Below are 16,059 nucleotides of genomic sequence, written 5' to 3' on the forward strand. Positions count from 1 at the left end.
AAGCAGGAGCCGACATGCCGCGTACGCTCATTAGAAAGAACCCGAGCAACTTCAAGACGCTGCCGCTGTTCGTCGAAGCGACGCCCGAAGGCCTGACCTACCAGAGCGTCGGCATGCCGCTGAATTTCGCCCAGACCCTGCAACGGCGCAAACCGGTCAGCGTGGCCGACGCCGAGCGCTTTGCACTGGAGCTGGCCAACCTCGGCGTCTCGGTACGCCTGACCCTGCACTGGCAGAATCGCGATTACTGGGTGCTGGTGCGCCAGCGCCGGCAGGATCGCGGCGACGTGGTTCTCAAGCTGATTTCAGGCTACGTGCCGGCGCATGAACTGAATATCCCGCTGCACACGGCAATCCAGGAGATCGCCGAAGAATGCCTGCTTGAAACCCCGGAAGGCTGGCTCGGCGGGCGCTTCAACGACACCTGGCTGCCGGCGCCGTACGCGTCGGCGCTGCACTATCGCGAGGCCCTGCCCTTTCGCCTGACGCCGCTGTCCGGTTCAGCGCGACCGGTGCGCTGCGCCAATCAGCAATTGCTCGAAAGGCCCCAGGCCTACGTGCACTTGCCGACTGCCTCACTGCAATTGATCTACGACCTGCGGCTGGAGGTGCCCAAGGAGGCCAAGTCCTTGAGCCTGTTCCATGTCGATGAACGGCTGGAAGGCGATCAACTGGTCGCCCGGCTCGACCGCAAGCGGCCGGACTTGTATTTGATGCCGTTGCAGGACGGCGAACCGCTCCCCGAGCTGTATACGCTGAAGAAAGGTCATTTGTACCCGGCAGGCACCCGTGGTCTGTATCTGGCGGAAAGCTTCGCCCGACAGGACGGCTGGCTGGTGCGCGATGAGCGGATTCGCTGGAAGGACTGGCTGCGCCAGCAAGGTTTGACGCCGCCACCCAAGGACACGGGGCTGGCGCGATTGCGCGGCAAGGCGAAACAACTGCTGAAGAAGATCGTGCCGCGCAAGAAAGTGAATTCCTGAACGGCAAAAGACCGCGCCTGCGAGTGACTCCAGAGAGTCATCGCAGGCGCGGTCTTTATGTTTGCATCACTCGGACTTGCGGATTTTTTCCACAATCGCCGTGGTCGAGCTGTTTTCCACCAGCCCCAGCACCTTCACGGTGCCGCCGTAGGCTTTGACGATGTCGGCGCCGACAACCTGGTCGATGCCATAGTCACCGCCCTTCACCAACACGTCCGGCTTGACCTCGCGCAGCAGGTTTTCCGGAGTGCCTTCGGCGAAGCTGATCACCCAGTCCACCGCGCCGAGACCGGCGAGTACCGCCATGCGCCGGTCGACGCTGTTGATCGGTCGACCCGGCCCTTTCAGGCGGCTGACCGAAGCGTCATCGTTAATCGCGACGATCAGGCGATCGCCCTGGGCCCGCGCCTGCTCGAGGTAGGTCACGTGGCCCGCGTGCAGGATGTCGAAGCAGCCGTTGGTGAACACGATCCGCTCGTTATGCGCGCGAGCATCGGCCACCGCCAGCAGCAGTTGCTCCAGACCCAGTACACCGCGCTCCGAACCTTCCTCGCGCTGAATCGCGCGACGCAGTTCCGGAGCGCTGATCGCCGCCGTACCGAGCTTGCCGACCACGATGCCGGCCGCCAGGTTGGCCAGCGCCACCGCGTGCGGCAGCTCTTCGCCAGCGGCAATCGCCGCAGCCAGGGTGGAAATCACTGTGTCGCCGGCGCCGGTCACGTCGAACACCTCACGGGCTCGGGCCGGCAGGTGCAGTGCCGGATGATCCGGACGCAGCAGGGTCATGCCGTGTTCGCCGCGGGTCACCAGTAGAGCGCCGAGCTCGAGGTCGTGCATCAGTTTGGCGCCCTTGCTCACCAGCTCGTGCTCATCGACGCAACCGCCGACGATGGCTTCGAACTCGCTGAGGTTCGGGGTGATCAGGCTCGCGCCACGGTAGATCGAGAAATCCTTGCCCTTCGGGTCGGCCAACACCGGAATGCCTTTGGCGCGGGCGGCCTGGATCAGTGCCTGATGGTTTTTCAGGGCGCCTTTGCCGTAGTCGGACAGCACCAGCACCTTGATGCCTTCCAGCAGGTCGTCGACCTGAGAGGCAAGCGCAAGAGCGTCGGTGGCGAAAGGTTCTTCGAAGTCGATACGCAGCAATTGCTGGTGCCGGCTCATGACCCGCAGCTTGACGATGGTCGGCTGGTGCGCAATGCGCTGGAACAAGGCTCGTACACCCGCACCCTTGAGGCTGTTGCTCAGGCTGTCGGCGGCTTCGTCGTCACCGGTCACACCGACAAGCGACGCCGGCGCACCCAGCGCGGCAATGTTCAAGGCAACGTTGGCGGCACCGCCCGGGCGATCTTCGATTTGCTCGACCTTTACAACCGGTACCGGCGCCTCAGGGGAAATCCGTGAGGTACCACCATGCCAGTAACGGTCGAGCATGACATCGCCGACCACCAAGACAGGGGCTTGATCGAATCGCGGCATGGACAACTTCATGGAGCATCCCACATACAAAATGAACAGGGGCGCGATATTAACACAGGGTTGGCGAAGGCTTGTGCGGTGGCTGCAACAGGATGAAACGGCGTTTTTTTTCGCTCATTTCTTGCACAGCATTTTGACCGGTCGACGGCAGCAGGGCCGACCTGGTCTCATTCATAACCGAGCATCTCGTAGTCGCGCTCGTAGACCCGCCGTACAAGCCGTCGGGTACGCTGCGTGCAGAAGTCACGCGCCGGCGACGGCCGTCGCTGCCGGGAACTGTTGACGTGTTGCAACTGACTCGCCAGCCCCAAATGCTCGCACACGAGGTGAAAATCCCGCTCCAGGTGTTCTTGATAACCGATGAAGTCCAGCGCCAGCCGTCCCAGCGAATCGGTGAGAAAGTCCGTTTGTGCCGCAAAGTGCAACTGTCGTGCGATGGTGTCGGCATGTAGCCAGCGTGTCACAAAATCGTCGAAGTCACGGTAATGCCTGACCAGTTGCTGCGCCGCGTGATCACGGCTGCTTAGCTCGTTGCCACGCAGGAAGGCATACGCCGAATAGGCACGTTCCAGCGGATCACGGACGAAGGCGAACTTGTACGCCGAGGCGAACTGCGCGGGAAACTGCTCTTCATACCAGTACAACGGCAAATGGCCGGGCCGCCACCCGTCGAACATCGACGCGCAAACACTGCTTCCGGCGCATTTGGGCACATGGATGAACAGGCAGGAGCGCTGCGCGAAGGCCTTGGGAAAGCGCAGGTTGGCCGACATCGACTTGTTCACCACTTGCCGATCGACCACCGACAGGCGCCCGAGCAGAAAGGCCCGCTGCGGCTTGGGCAGCAGTTTCCACAGATAGCGTTGCAACATGAGAGTACCCGCGCGACGGGGATGGCCCCCTCGATGGAAATCAGAGTTCGTTCAGGAACCTTAACAAGCGCGGACGCGGGATTTATGCAGGTTTGGTCAAGAAGGGTAAAGGTCTGGATACAAATGAATGTGGGAGCGAGCCTGCTCGCGATGGTGTATGCACATTCAACATTGATGTTGACTGTTGCACCGTCATCGCGAGCAAGCTCGCTCCCACAGGGTTTTCGGCGGGATCAGGCGATGTCTTCGGCCGGGGCGTCGAGGCCCATGGCGTTGAGACGCGCGTAGTAGCCGTTCTGTGCCAGAAGGTCGTCGTGAGTGCCGCGCTCGACGATCCGGCCCTGATCCATGACCAGAATCAGGTCGGCCTTCTCGATGGTCGACAGACGGTGGGCGATCACCAGCGTGGTGCGGCCCTTCATTACCTGATCCAGCGCCGCCTGAATATGCCGCTCGGATTCGGTGTCGAGGGCCGAGGTGGCCTCGTCGAGAATCAGCAACGGCGCGTTCTTGAGCAAGGCACGGGCAATTGCCAGGCGCTGGCGCTGACCGCCGGACAGCAGCACGCCATTCTCGCCGACCTGTGTATCCAGGCCTTCCGGCAACTGCGCAATGAAGTCCATCGCATAGGCATCACGTGCGGCTTTCTCGATGTCTTCGCGCGGCGCCCCGGCCAGGTCGCCGTAGGCAATGTTGTTGGCCACGGTGTCGCTGAACAGCGTGACATGCTGGGTCACCTGGGCGATGTGGCGACGCAGGTTCAGCAGCTTGTACTGCTCGACTTCCACACCATCGATCAGGATTTCGCCCTTGTCGTGGTGATAGAAACGCGGAATCAGGTTGGCCAGCGTCGACTTGCCGCTGCCGGAACGACCCACCAGCGCCACCATTTGTCCCGGCTCGGCCGAGAAGCTGATGTTGTCGAGCACCTGACGTTCGGTTCCCGGATAGGTGAAGCTCAGGTTGCGCACATCGAGACGACCGCTGACCGAATCACGCTCGACCGTGCCGGTATCGACTTCCGGCTCGACGTCCAGCTGCTCGAAAATACTTTCGGCACCGGCCACGCCCTTCTGGATGGTCGAACTGACTTCGGACAACTGGCGGATCGGCTTGGGTAACAGACCCGCCAGCGTGATGTAGGCCACCATGTCACCCGCCGAGGCGTCACCGCGCAGGAACAGCACCAGGAACATCAACACCGCCATGGCGCTGTAGATCACCAGTTGCAGCATCGGCGTGTAGATCGCACCCGTGCGGGTCATGCGCAGTTGTTTGTCGGTGTTGCTCTGACTGGCGTCGAGGAAGCGCTTCTCTTCATAGGCTTCGCCGCCGAAGCTGCGAACCACACGATAGCCCTGGATGGTTTCCGACGCCACGTGGGTCACGTCACCCATGGCCAGCTGGATCTTCTTGCTCTGTTTGCGGAATTTCTTGCTCGCAGTCCGCACCATCACGGCGATGAGCGGCAGGATCGCGACCATCACCAGCGTCAGCTTCCAGTTCATGAACAGCAGGGAGGCGAACAGGAAGATCACCGTCATGCCTTCACGGATTACGACCTTGATCGCATCTGTTGCCGCCCCCGTGACCATGGTCACGTTGAAGGTGATACGCGAAATCAGATGGCCGGAGTTATGCTTGTCGAAATAACGGTTCGGCAGCACCAGCAGGTTGTTGAACAGCTGCACCCGCAGATCGTGCACCAGACCGAGGGAAACCTTGGCCAGGAAATAGTTGCCCAGATAGGACCCCAGCCCCTGCCATGCAGCGATCAGGATGATCAGCAGCGGTACGGCCTGCAACAATTGCAGGTCGCGCAGGTACGGCACGGTGGGAAACAGCACGGCCTCGGGATTGGACAGACCGTCAACGAAATACTTGAGAATGTAACCGAGCATCGGTTGGGTCGATGCGAAAATCAGAAAACCGACGATGCTGATCAGGAACAGACTGATATACGGCCGGACGTAGCCGAGCAGGCGGAAGTAGATTTTCAAGCTCGAAGGGCTTGCGGCGAGACTGGAGTCGGTCATATCACGCGAAAGTCGATAAAAAGGACGCTGACTTTAGCACAGCTTCTTCAGGGTTCTGGCAATCGGGCAAAGGCTGTTATTGTTAGACGCCTTTTTCAGCATCAAATAGCCATCAACGCAATGGCCGATCAACTTCAGGATTGAATCTCACAGCATGCAACTTCGCGGCTTCAGCAGTACGTCCAATCGAATCTTCGATTTCATCAGCCTGTGGATACTTCCCGTCGGCTACTTCCTGCTCTTGTGCGCGCTGTTCTTCCTGCCGGGTCGCAGCCTGCACCACAAGCTGTTTTACGGCCTGTTCAGCATACCGGCGCTGATTGCCCTGTGCCTGCGCCCGCGAGAGTTCAAGGAGCTGCTGCGCGAGCCGATGATTCTCGCGTTGCTTGTGTTCGTCGCCTGGGCGATGTTCAGCCTTTGCTGGGGCCCGCATGACGAGTCGGTCGGCGGGATGCTCAAGCCGCCACTGCATACCTTGCTGCTGTTCGTCGGCTGCTACCTTCTGGTGCGCTACCGCAGCGACATTCTGTCTCCGATGCTGTTCGCCGCGGCCGTGGTCGCACTGATCGCCACCGTCTGTTTCATGATCCCGTTCGTTCAGCATTACCAACCGGGCGTGCGTCTGGTGGGCGGAGGAGCGTTCGACAACCCGCTGCTCAGCTCTCATCTGTTCGGTTTCTTCTGCGCCTACTGGCTCAGCATCAGCATGTCCTGCAAGCATGGACGCCTGCTTTGGCTGAGCCTGCCGGCGATGCTGATCATGTTCGCCGCGGTGATCGCGACGGGCTCCAGAACGCCGTTGGTGGCCTTGACCCTCGCGGCTTTCTGGCTGGCTTTTATTTGTTGGAATCGGCGTTCACTGGTGATGCTGGGGGCGTTGGCCGCCGTCGGTATCACAGTGCTGGCTCTGTTTTCGAAAATGATCACCGAACGCGGAGACTCCTACCGTTTCGAGATTTGGCAAATCGCCCTGCAAAAAATCTCCGATCACCCCTGGGTTGGCCATGGCTACGGTGCCGATCTCGCGATTGACCCGGGCGTTGGCTACAACTTTCAGGAACCACACAGCTTTGTCCTGGGGGTGCTTTATTACGTCGGCATCCTGGGCTTGCTGCCGTGGCTGTTCTTCCAGTTCTGGGGATTGCTGAGCAGTTGGCGTCAGCGCGTGCAGCCGTTGTTGATCATCGCGTCCACCTGGCTAGTGTTCGGTATCGGTGCAGGGCTGACAGAAGGCGGCGGCATCATTTCGCGTCCCAAGGAACACTGGTTCCTGCTGTGGATTCCACTGGCGCTGATTGCTGCGCTCCTCATCAATCAGCGGGCCCGACGCCTTCTGACCGTACCGGTACAAAAGCTGTCGGCCTCCGGACTGCAACAGCTCGGCACTGATGCCCAGGTGATTGAAGAAGATGGTCTGGGTCCAAAGGTTCTACGCCTGAACGATGGCAGTTTCCTCAAGCTGTTCCGTCGCCGCCGCTGGTACACCTCAGGCAACTTCAACCCTTACTCCGAACGTTTCGCCATCAATAGCGAACAACTGCGCGCAATGGGCATTCCAACCCCACAGGTGCTGAATCTGTATCGCCTCGACGATGGCAGCAGCGCAGTGCACTACGCTCCGCTGCCGGGCCATACCTTGCGCCAGGTACTGCAGGGCATCACTGCACCGGCTGTACGACAGGCGCTGGTCGAACGCTTCGGCAAATTCATGGCCAGCCTGCATGAGAAGGGCGTTTACTTCCGCTCGCTGCACCTGGGCAACGTGCTGGTGCTGGAGGACGGAGAGTTCGGGCTGATTGATCTGGCGGACCTGCGAATCTACCCTTCGCCCCTGAGCCTTTCACTGCGTCAACGCAACCTGCGACACATGCAGCGTTATACCGTCGACAAGCGCTGGCTGTTCGAGGACCACCTCGATGCGCTGCTCCAGGGATACGCCATGACGGCGTCGCAATCTGCGGTCGACAATCTGCACAAGCAAGTGCTGGCCGGCAATACCACGGCCAGGGTTAATTGATGATTGAAACCAACCCACTCATTGCGCCGGCCGCCTATCTGCTGGCCATCGTGACCGCTGCAGTGCTGCTGCGTGCCATTCCGAAAATAGCCCGCCATATCCAGCATTCCGGTGAAAGCCGTTACGCGAGTATTGACGGACTGCGCGGCTATCTGGCCTTCGGCGTGTTCGTGCATCACTCGGTCATTACCTGGATCTTTCTGCGCACGGGCGTGATCGACTTCCCACCGAGCGCCTTCTACTCGATGCTTGGCCAGGGCAGCGTGGCCCTGTTTTTCATGATCACCGGTTTTCTGTTCTGGAGCCGCCTGCTGTCTCAGGGCCGACAGTTCGACTGGCTGGCCTTTGGCATCTCACGGGGCTTTCGCCTGTACCCGCTGTACTTGCCGTTGATGCTGATTGTGTTCACCACCGTGTTCCATCTGCAGAACTGGGAACTGAAAGTGCCTGCCGTGGAGCTGCTCAAGCAGACCCTGGCCTGGCTGACCTTTGACCGACCCGACGTCAATCTGTACCGGCACACGGGCATGCTGATTTCCAACGTCACCTGGACGCTGGCCTACGAAGTGTTTTTCTACATGGCGCTGCCACTGGCCGCCACGGTATTCATCTTCCGGAGCAACTGGCGCCAGGTGGTGCTGTGCCTGATCGGGATTTATGCGCTGTATCAACTGGTCGGCTGGGAGCACTCGCTCAAGAAACACTTCCTGGCCAGTTTCCTCGGCGGGATCGCGGCTGCGTATTGGGTGCGGCGCCCGCAACTGGTGGCCTGGAGTAAAACGCCATTGGCGGGTTTGGTCGCCCTGCTGGCATTGACCATTGCCTTCACCGCATTCAGCCGGGCATTCAAGACGCCACCGTTGTTCCTGCTATCACTGTTCTTCGTGATCGTGGCTTCGGGCAACACCCTGTTCGGCGCCCTCAAACCGCGCAGCATTCGTTGGCTGGGAGAAATCAGCTACAGCACCTATCTGCTGCATGGTTTCGTACTCTGGCTGATGGTTCAGCGCCTGCCGCTGGCGCTTGGCCTCGATGCCCGTGACGCCTGGGTCTACCTGCCACTGATGGCGGTGTGTACGTGCCTGCTGATTCTGATCAGCAGCGCGACGTTCCTGTACATCGAGCAGCCCGGCATGAACGCGGGCAAGAAGGTCGTCCAGTGGATACGCCAGCGTCAGCAAGGCAACAAGCGTCTGGAGGAAAAAGCCGCTCGCTGATCGCTAGCGGCCAGGACCTCAGTCCTTTTCCAGCGGCGAAAACAGCAACCGGCCCAGACCGCGCCAGGTTTTCTTGTTCCAGGCCTTGAACGGAATCTGTGCCAGCAGCTCCCGCGCCAGTTTGCGGTCGCGGTTGGCAGTTTTCAGGAACATCGAATTGAGCGACTTGTAGCGCACCTCGTCGTACAGCGGGTGATCGCTGAACAGCGCATAGGTGCGCAGGATGTTTTCGATCATGAAACGGTGGTTCTTGTAGGAGTTGGTGGCGTGCTTGCGATAGCGCGCCATCACCACGTTCAGGCCATCGATGAAGTACCCGGCGCGGGTGACTTTCAGCTCGATGTACAGATCTTCAAGACGAATCGTCGGATCGAACCCACCCACCTTCTCCAGCGCTTCACGGCGGATCATCAGGGTCGGCGCCGGCGGATACGGCTTGCGCTCCAGGAACATGTCATCGAAATCCAGACGACGAAACGGCACGTCCCGACGCTGACGTTTCTCCGGATAAAGGTTGCCGTCGGCGTCCATCAACTCGATGTTGCCGGCACAAATACCGACTTCCGGTTTGCCGTCCATGTACGCGACCTGGGTGGCGATCCTGTCCGGGTACATGATGTCGTCGGAGCCGAACGGTACGATCAGGCTGCCCCTGGCCCGCGCAATCGCGCCGTTCAGCGTATTGGTCAGGCCCTGATTCTGCTGCACACGGAAGTCGAAACCGTGCTTTGCCTGCAAGGCATTGATGCGCTCGACGCTGTCATCCTTCGAGCCGTCGTCGACCACCAGCAGCTCGATGTTCCGGTAGCTTTGGTTGATAACGCTGAGGATGCTTTCCTCGATGTACGGTCCGTGGTTGTAGGACGCGATGATGACGGTGACGATGGGTTGCGCATCGCTCAGGGCGGCGACCTCACTCATGGTTGTTCCTTGCGGGCCTGCGCCAGGCCGGAGTCAATCAGGTTCAGGTATTCCTGGCGGAAGACCTCGATGTCGTGTTGTTCCTGCAAATAGCGGTAGGCCTGCTCACCCTTGGCCCTGAGCTCGTCATCCGACAGCCCGAGATAAGTATCCAGCGCCGCGACCAGGCTCGGTACGTCCTTGGGCGTGATCGCCAGACCACCGGCGCCTTCGATCAGCGGCAGCATGGCCGGCACGTTCGACGCGATTACCGGCAGATGCCCGCTCATGCCTTCCAGCAAGGCCAGGCCCAGCCCTTCGGCCAGCGACGGCATGGTCCAGATGTCGAACGCACGCACATATTGCAGGGCGTTTTCCTTGAAGCCCAGCAGGTGCGCGCGGCCGCTCAGACCCAACTGTTCGATCTCGGCGGCCAGCGGCGCTTGCAGGCGCCCTGCACCGATGATCGCCAGTTGGGTGTTCGGGTATTTGTCTTTCAGTTGGGCGAAAGCCTGCAACAGATAAGTGTGGCCCTTGACCGACACCAGCCGGCCCAGCGCACCGATCAGGCGCACCTTCGGGTCGATGCCCAACAGTTCACGGGCCCGCTCGCGGCTGTGCTGCAAACCCTCGGCCTGTTCGATGTCGATGGCGTTGGTGATTGCGTACGTGTTCTGGTCAGTGAAACCGCAATCGCAGTCCAGCAAATACTGTTTGACCGCTGGCGACACACCGACGAAACGCCAGTGGCGGTCGATCAGGCGCTGAGTCTGACGACGGCGATAGAAGCGGTCGTACTCGCCAAAACCGTGGGAAATGCCGATGCACAACGGCACTTTCAACCAGCGATTGAGCGTCAGCATCATGTTCACCGGTTTGAAGCGGTTGCAGATCACCACGTCGAACTTTTCCCGACGGCAGAACTTGTACAGCTGCCACATCGCCCGCAGGCGCATGCCTTTGAGGGACTTGTCGGAAAACTCGAAATACACCGAACGGTCGGCCCGGCTGACGGCTTCACCCGGCCCGGGTTTGCCGCGCAGGAAGGCTGCCGTCACCTCATAGCGATCCTTCGGCAAAGCCTTGACGATCTGTTCGGCGAGGTCAGCAAAATCATGGGATTTGACGTTGTAGTCGGGCTGCAGTTGCAGAACCTTTGCGCGTTGACTCATACCTCTCCCCGGTGCGATCCCGTCGCGCCTGCTTCGCTCTGCTTCAGTACCCAGAACAACTCCTGGCGTCTGACCGCTTTGCGGAAAAATTCGTTTTCGCCATAGACCGAAGGACGACGACCGGCCAGCAGTCGCTGAAACAACCGGCGCAGGCGACGTTTGAACGGTGCCGGTGGCTGCAAATCATGCATCATGCCCAGCGCCATGGCTTTGTCCCGCTGCAACTCGATCGGCAGCGGCAGGCACAGCGGCTGCATCGCCACGTTTGCATCGAACGTCGGCGGCAAGGCGATGCCCTGCCCGCTGTCGCCCATCGGCCAGCGATCGTTGTCGTGCAAGTGGTTGGCGTAACCGAGCAGGGTCGGTTGGTAATCGAGACCGCGCAAGGCTTCCAGCACGGCCTCTTGGGCGCAGATATGGTCGGGGTGCGGATCCAGCGTCGGGTGTGGCAACACGATCACATCCGGACGCGCACGGCACAGCACGTCACGCAGGTCGGCCAGCAGATTGTTCCAGGTCGGCGCGCCGTCGGCATCGCCAGGCAGGGCAAACGGATTCAACTGACGAAAAATTCGCGTGTCACTCAGATCGGCTTCCCGCGAGCCAATCGGTTGATTCGGCGCAGCCTGCATCGCCGCCAGTTGCAGGCAGAAGTAGCCGAGCTGCACGCAGTGTTCCTGCGGCACGCCGGCCCAGCGCGGCACGGCGAGGCTGTCCCAGGCACGCAAGCGGCCCTTGAGTCGCGATGCCTCGACCTTGTTCAGGCCCATCTGTTGATAGTGTTCGGCTTCGATCTCGCCTGCCGTCAGAGTCACGATCCAGGTTTCATTGGCTTGGCTGTACAGTCCGTAGGCAGCCAATTCTGCATCGTCGGCGTGCGGCGCGATGACCATCACCCGCTGCTGACGGTAGTCCGGCTGCTCCAGCGCCCACAGCACCGGCTCGCCGGTCACTCGGCAGAAACGCCCGCGCAGGCGCAGCAGGCCTTGCGACAAGGTTTGCGCCTGACCGCTGAGGTTCAGATAACGCAGGCCGTTGACGCCACGTTCGAAGGTCTGGGCATCCGGATTCGATCCACCCGCCATCTCGACACGCGGATCAAAGAAACGTCCCAGCCACGTGCTTTTCACCCGCACAGCGAGGATCAGCGTGGCGTCATCCACCAGCATCACGCCCTCGTCGAGGCGCAATTGCTCACCGTTCAAGTGCACTTTCGGTTGCGGTGTGAACGGCGGAAAGCTGTATTGGTAATCGTCTTTCGGCGAGTAGAACAAGTGATCGGCGAACCACGCTTCGTGAGCGATCCAGCCAACCACCGCCAGCACCAGCGGCAACCACCAGGCCACCAGCACGCCGAGGGCGATCAACACGATCAGCGCAATCAACAGGCTGACACGTTTATTGCGCCGGTGGCGCTTGAGCAGTTGCTGTTTGCGGCTCATGGGCTGACTCATACGGTGAAGACCGGCACAGGATTGCACCAGCGATCCTTGTATTCACGGTCGGCACGACCGAAGGAAAAGCGCAGCGGCTTGTTCAGCGCCCGGGCGTGCTCCCACGCCGATTGCGTATTGAGGAAGCTCAAGACACTGCCGGGGCTGAATTCACGGGTTTCAGGGTCGACGCCGCCGTTGATGTACTCGACGCTGATCCACTCCGGCGCTTCGACGCGATACACCAGCTGAATGGCGATCGGCGCATCGTTGAGGAAAATTACCGAGCCGATCAACAGCTCGCGCAACAACTCGATGACTTCGGCCATGCGTGCCGCGCCAGTGGCCGGGAAACCCCAGCGACGCTGGAACAGGTCGCAGTAGATCGCCGCCAGTTCAGCACTCGAAAAGTCGCTGACCGGCCGCACCAACCCGCCCGCCTCTTCCAGCAGGCGCAGTTCGCGGCGCTGGTTGTAGCGAAACTTCTTCGACAGTTCTTCCGGGGTACGGGCCATGGCCAGTTGTTCGGTCTGCAACTTGAGACCGCTGAAGCGGTTCTCGTTGAGCGCCGACAGGTAGCGCCCGCGATGGCGCAGCGGAGCCTGGGCATCGGCGGCGGCCGGCAGGATCAGTTCGGCGTTGCCGAGATCGAACAGGCCTTTCTTGCCGTTGCGCTTGAGCACATCCTTGGACAAGGCCAGGTCGCGGCCCCAGGTCGGGATCGCCGCTTTGACTTCGCCCTGCTGTTCCCAGGCCAGATAGCGCACCGGAATGCCGGCCAGATCCGCCAGACGTTCGACCACCATCGGATGAGTCGCGACGCTGCCGCCGAAACGCTGCCAGGCCTGTGCATAAGTTGAGGCGTCAACGGGCGACCAGCCACGTTCGCGCCAGCCTTGAAATCGGTTGAGCATCAGCCCCTCGGTGCCAGATCGGTAACTTGCGGCAAATGCCAGAAGGTGTCGCGTACGGCGCGGTCGGAGAAACGCTCGCGCAGGCGATCGAACATCATCTCGGCGCATTGACGGCGTTGCTGCTCGTCCATGCCGGCCAGATGTTTCAGGCCCTGGGCCAGATGTTCGGCATCACCCAGCGGGAACAGAATGCCCACGCCTTCGACCACTTCTTTCGCCCCGCCGCACGCAGTCGCCAGCAACGGCACGCCGGCGGCCATGGCCTCCAGCAGCACCATGCCGAACGGTTCATGGTCGGAGCTCAAGGCAAACACATCGAATGCGCGGAAGTAATTGCGTGCGTCCGGCACCTGGCCGAGAAACAGCACGCGATCACCGACGCCCAGCTCGCGGGCGAGCGCCTTGAGTTCATCCTCAAGACGACCCTTGCCGAGAATCACCAGTTGGCTGTTGGCCGGCAAACCGGGCAGCGCCGCGGCAAAACCGTGCAGCAGCGTGGCCTGATCCTTGTCCGGGTGCAGGCGACCGACGTTGCCGACAATGAACGCATCCGCCGACAGACCGAGGGTCTCGCGGGCTTCACGGGCCGACACCTGACTCATCTGCAACGCCGAGACATCGATGCGGTTGTAGAGGGTCTGGATTCGCGCCGCCGGCCATTTCGGTAGGCAACGGCGCATGTCATCGCGCACCGCGTCGGACACGCCGAGCAGGCTCAGGCGCTTGCGGAATATGTGCGCAAAGAGTTTGCGCGAGCCGCGTTTGTAATCGCCAAACGCGTGGTGCACGCCAATCACCGGCAGCGAAGTGCCGAGCAAGGCGATATAGATCGGCTTGAAGCGATGGGCGATGCAGAAACTGAAATTGCGTGAAGCGGCGATCTTGCGCAGATCGCCGATGGCACCCAGCTTCAGGCCACGAATGGCCTTGGAGCTGTATTCCATGAACAACACTTCGTCGGAGGCGCAGGCCGCAGCCACCTCGCTATCGGCCGCCCCGGTCAGAAAGACCGTGGTGACCCGATAACCGGTGCCCGCGAACAGGCTGGCGTACTGCCGCGCGCAGTCCAGGAACGGCCCGTCATAGCCGTGGCAGAACTGCAGCACATGGCGTTCAGCCGAGCGTGTCATAAGCGTTTGCGCCTTCTTTGACCACCAGGATGTCTTCCATGATCAGGTACTGCAGATCCGAGCCGAAGAACATGTTCAGGGCGTCGGTCGGCGAGCAGATCATCGGTTCACCACGGCGGTTGAGCGAGGTGTTCAGGGACACGCCGTTGCCGGTCAGCACTTCCAGCGCCTTCATCATGTCGTAGTAGCGCGGGTTGTATTCGCGCTTGAGCACCTGGGCCCGGGACGTACCGTCTTCGTGGACGACTTCCGGCACGCGGGTCTTCCACTCTTCAGCCACTTCGAAGGTGAAGGTCATGAACGGCGCCGGGTGATCGATCTTGATCATCTGTGGCGCAACGGTGTCGAGCATCGACGGGCAGAAAGGCCTCCAGCGCTCGCGGAACTTGATCTGGTGGTTGATGCGGTCAGCCACGCCAGCGACGCTCGGGCAACCGATGATCGAACGACCACCCAGTGCACGCGGACCGAACTCCATGCGGCCCTGGAACCAGGCCACCGGGTTGCCATCGACCATGATTTTGGCGATCTGCTCCGGCATGTTGTCGAGCTTGCGCCAGGTCGGCTTGTTCTCGTGACGGGCGCACGCGGCGATCACGTCTTCGTTGCTGTACGACGGGCCGAGGTAGACGTGTTCCATCTTCTCGACCGGTACGCCACGGGCGTTGGACACATAGGCCGCTGCGCCGACTGCGGTGCCGGCGTCGCCGGATGCAGGCTGTACGAACAGTTCCTTGACGTCGTCGCGGGCGATGATTTTCTGGTTGAGCTTGACGTTCAACGCACAGCCACCGGCGTAAGCCAGTTTGCCGGTTTCCTTGAGCACGTCGCCCAGGTAGTAGTCGATCATCTGCAGCGCAATTTTTTCGAACAGCGCTTGAATGCTGGCGGCGTAGTGGATGTAAGGCTCGTCGGCGATGTCGCCTTCGCGCTTCGGACCCAGCCACTCGATCAGCTTCGGCGAGAAGTAGTAACCCTTGCCCTTCTCTTTATAGCGACGCAGGCCGATCACGTTGGCGTAGTCGGTGTTGATCACCAGCTCGCCGTTCTCGAACGAGGCCAGGCGCGAGAAATCGTATTTGCTGGCGTCGCCGTACGGCGCCATGCCCATGACCTTGAACTCACCGTCCAGCATGTCGAAACCGAGGAACTCGGTGATCGCGCCGTACAGGCCGCCGAGGGAGTCCGGATCGAAGAATTCCTTGATCTTGTGGATCTTGCCGTTTTCGCCATAACCGAAGAAGGTCGTGGCGTACTCGCCCTTGCCGTCGATGCCGAGGATCGCGGTTTTCTCTTTGAAACCCGAGCAGTGGTAGGCGCTGGAGGCGTGGGCCAGGTGGTGTTCAACCGGCTCGATCTTGATTTTCTTCGGATCGAAGCCCAGTTGCTCCAGGCACCAGACGATCTTGTTGCGATAGCGCTTGTAGCGGCGGTTACCCATCAGGATCGCGTCGAGTGCACGATCCGGGGCGTACCAGTAACGCTTGGCGTACTGCCAGCGAGCCTTGCCGAAAATGCTGATCGGGGCGAACGGAATCGCCACCACGTCAACGTCGGACGGCTTGATGCCAGCCTGCTCCAGGCAGAACTTCGCCGATTCGTAGGGCATGCGGTTCTTTGCATGTTTATCGCGTACGAAGCGCTCTTCCTCAGCCGCCGCGACCAGCTTGCCGTCGATGTACAAGGCTGCTGAAGGATCATGGCTAAGGGCGCCGGACAGGCCAAGAATCGTCAATGCCACAGGGGTCTAGCCTCTTTAGTCTGCATTCAGGCGCGATGCGCCTTGAAAAATGATGTGCCCCCGCACCGGGCGAGAGACAGCTAAAGGGCGGGATTATAGCGTAAACGTGGCGGGAATGACCCTGTGCGAATTGCCCCATGTCGTTCACCCCGCAGAACCCTTGTC

The 16,059-nt window shown here is 60.8% G+C and carries 12 protein-coding genes; 3 read left to right on the forward strand and 9 right to left on the reverse strand.

All coding sequences use genetic code 11. From position 1 onward, the window contains the following. Window positions 1-14 precede the first annotated feature (14 nt). Window positions 15-983 carry a metal ABC transporter ATPase gene (locus JJN09_RS16080; protein ID WP_249482605.1) on the forward strand — a complete coding sequence of 323 codons (969 nt, stop codon included), beginning with the start codon at window positions 15-17 and terminating at the stop codon, window positions 981-983. A 66-nt stretch (window positions 984-1,049) separates the two neighbouring features. On the opposite strand, the gene hldE is transcribed toward JJN09_RS16080, so the two are convergent. The 3 genes from hldE to msbA all read right to left on the reverse strand — a co-directional run bounded on the left by hldE (window position 1,050) and on the right by msbA (window position 5,370). Then, window positions 1,050-2,474 (reverse strand): bifunctional D-glycero-beta-D-manno-heptose-7-phosphate kinase/D-glycero-beta-D-manno-heptose 1-phosphate adenylyltransferase HldE, encoded by a 1,425-nt coding sequence (hldE, locus tag JJN09_RS16085; protein WP_249482606.1) that lies wholly within the window; start codon window positions 2,472-2,474, stop codon window positions 1,050-1,052. Between the two features lie 155 nt (window positions 2,475-2,629). Further along, entirely contained in the window at window positions 2,630-3,334 is a 705-nt protein-coding gene (locus JJN09_RS16090; RefSeq protein ID WP_249482607.1) for a sulfotransferase family 2 domain-containing protein, read from the reverse strand. 233 nt (window positions 3,335-3,567) lie between these two features. Continuing rightward, window positions 3,568-5,370 carry a lipid A export permease/ATP-binding protein MsbA gene (gene msbA / locus JJN09_RS16095; protein WP_249482608.1) on the reverse strand — a complete coding sequence of 601 codons (1,803 nt, stop codon included), beginning with the start codon at window positions 5,368-5,370 and terminating at the stop codon, window positions 3,568-3,570. A 154-nt stretch (window positions 5,371-5,524) separates the two neighbouring features. Between msbA and JJN09_RS16100 the strand changes: the two genes are divergently transcribed. Together JJN09_RS16100 and JJN09_RS16105 are read left to right on the forward strand one after the other, a co-directional pair. Continuing rightward, a complete protein-coding gene (locus tag JJN09_RS16100) occupies window positions 5,525-7,387 on the forward strand; it encodes a bifunctional O-antigen ligase/aminoglycoside phosphotransferase family protein (RefSeq protein WP_249482609.1) in 1,863 nt (620 codons plus the stop codon). Beyond that, the gene (locus JJN09_RS16105; protein ID WP_249482610.1) at window positions 7,387-8,604 is read left to right on the forward strand and encodes an acyltransferase; all 1,218 of its coding nucleotides are present in this window, start codon (window positions 7,387-7,389) and stop codon (window positions 8,602-8,604) included. Before JJN09_RS16100 ends, JJN09_RS16105 begins: the two co-directional genes overlap by 1 nt. 18 nt (window positions 8,605-8,622) lie before the next feature. Here JJN09_RS16105 and JJN09_RS16110 read toward each other — a convergent pair whose 3' ends face one another. Genes JJN09_RS16110 through JJN09_RS16135 form a run of 6 tightly spaced genes read right to left on the reverse strand, consistent with a single transcriptional unit; the run spans window position 8,623 to window position 15,894 of the window. Further along, window positions 8,623-9,507 (reverse strand): glycosyltransferase, encoded by an 885-nt coding sequence (locus JJN09_RS16110; RefSeq protein ID WP_302852067.1) that lies wholly within the window; start codon window positions 9,505-9,507, stop codon window positions 8,623-8,625. Window positions 9,508-9,521: 14 nt separating this feature from the next. After that, on the reverse strand, window positions 9,522-10,676 hold the full coding sequence (locus tag JJN09_RS16115) for a glycosyltransferase family 4 protein (protein ID WP_249482612.1): 1,155 nt from the start codon (window positions 10,674-10,676) through the stop codon (window positions 9,522-9,524). Beyond that, window positions 10,673-12,118 (reverse strand): PIG-L deacetylase family protein, encoded by a 1,446-nt coding sequence (locus tag JJN09_RS16120; protein ID WP_249482613.1) that lies wholly within the window; start codon window positions 12,116-12,118, stop codon window positions 10,673-10,675. The genes JJN09_RS16115 and JJN09_RS16120 overlap by 4 nt, the downstream gene beginning before the upstream one ends. An 8-nt stretch (window positions 12,119-12,126) precedes the next feature. Further along, the gene (locus JJN09_RS16125) at window positions 12,127-13,023 is read right to left on the reverse strand and encodes an antimicrobial resistance protein Mig-14 (protein WP_249482614.1); all 897 of its coding nucleotides are present in this window, start codon (window positions 13,021-13,023) and stop codon (window positions 12,127-12,129) included. Next, window positions 13,023-14,153 (reverse strand): glycosyltransferase, encoded by a 1,131-nt coding sequence (locus tag JJN09_RS16130; RefSeq protein ID WP_248738555.1) that lies wholly within the window; start codon window positions 14,151-14,153, stop codon window positions 13,023-13,025. The genes JJN09_RS16125 and JJN09_RS16130 overlap by 1 nt, the downstream gene beginning before the upstream one ends. Continuing rightward, window positions 14,137-15,894: a carbamoyltransferase gene (locus JJN09_RS16135; protein ID WP_007952261.1), complete on the reverse strand. Its 1,758-nt coding sequence runs from the start codon at window positions 15,892-15,894 to the stop codon at window positions 14,137-14,139. Before JJN09_RS16135 ends, JJN09_RS16130 begins: the two co-directional genes overlap by 17 nt. Window positions 15,895-16,059: the final 165 nt, after the last annotated feature.

Source organism: Pseudomonas sp. HS6, from assembly GCF_023375815.1.
Classification (GTDB): domain Bacteria; phylum Pseudomonadota; class Gammaproteobacteria; order Pseudomonadales; family Pseudomonadaceae; genus Aquipseudomonas.

What these genes read in the sequence shown, in the direction of transcription:
- JJN09_RS16130 (WP_248738555.1), bottom strand. Translation starts at nt 14,153, where the DNA reads ATGACACGCTCGGCTGAACGCCATGTGCTGCAGTTCTGCCACGGCTAT.
- JJN09_RS16100 (WP_249482609.1), top strand. Translation starts at nt 5,525, where the DNA reads ATGCAACTTCGCGGCTTCAGCAGTACGTCCAATCGAATCTTCGATTTC.
- JJN09_RS16105 (WP_249482610.1), top strand. Translation starts at nt 7,387, where the DNA reads ATGATTGAAACCAACCCACTCATTGCGCCGGCCGCCTATCTGCTGGCC.
- msbA (WP_249482608.1), bottom strand. Translation starts at nt 5,370, where the DNA reads ATGACCGACTCCAGTCTCGCCGCAAGCCCTTCGAGCTTGAAAATCTAC.
- JJN09_RS16125 (WP_249482614.1), bottom strand. Translation starts at nt 13,023, where the DNA reads ATGCTCAACCGATTTCAAGGCTGGCGCGAACGTGGCTGGTCGCCCGTT.
- hldE (WP_249482606.1), bottom strand. Translation starts at nt 2,474, where the DNA reads ATGAAGTTGTCCATGCCGCGATTCGATCAAGCCCCTGTCTTGGTGGTC.
- JJN09_RS16080 (WP_249482605.1), top strand. Translation starts at nt 15, where the DNA reads ATGCCGCGTACGCTCATTAGAAAGAACCCGAGCAACTTCAAGACGCTG.
- JJN09_RS16090 (WP_249482607.1), bottom strand. Translation starts at nt 3,334, where the DNA reads ATGTTGCAACGCTATCTGTGGAAACTGCTGCCCAAGCCGCAGCGGGCC.
- JJN09_RS16120 (WP_249482613.1), bottom strand. Translation starts at nt 12,118, where the DNA reads ATGAGCCGCAAACAGCAACTGCTCAAGCGCCACCGGCGCAATAAACGT.
- JJN09_RS16115 (WP_249482612.1), bottom strand. Translation starts at nt 10,676, where the DNA reads ATGAGTCAACGCGCAAAGGTTCTGCAACTGCAGCCCGACTACAACGTC.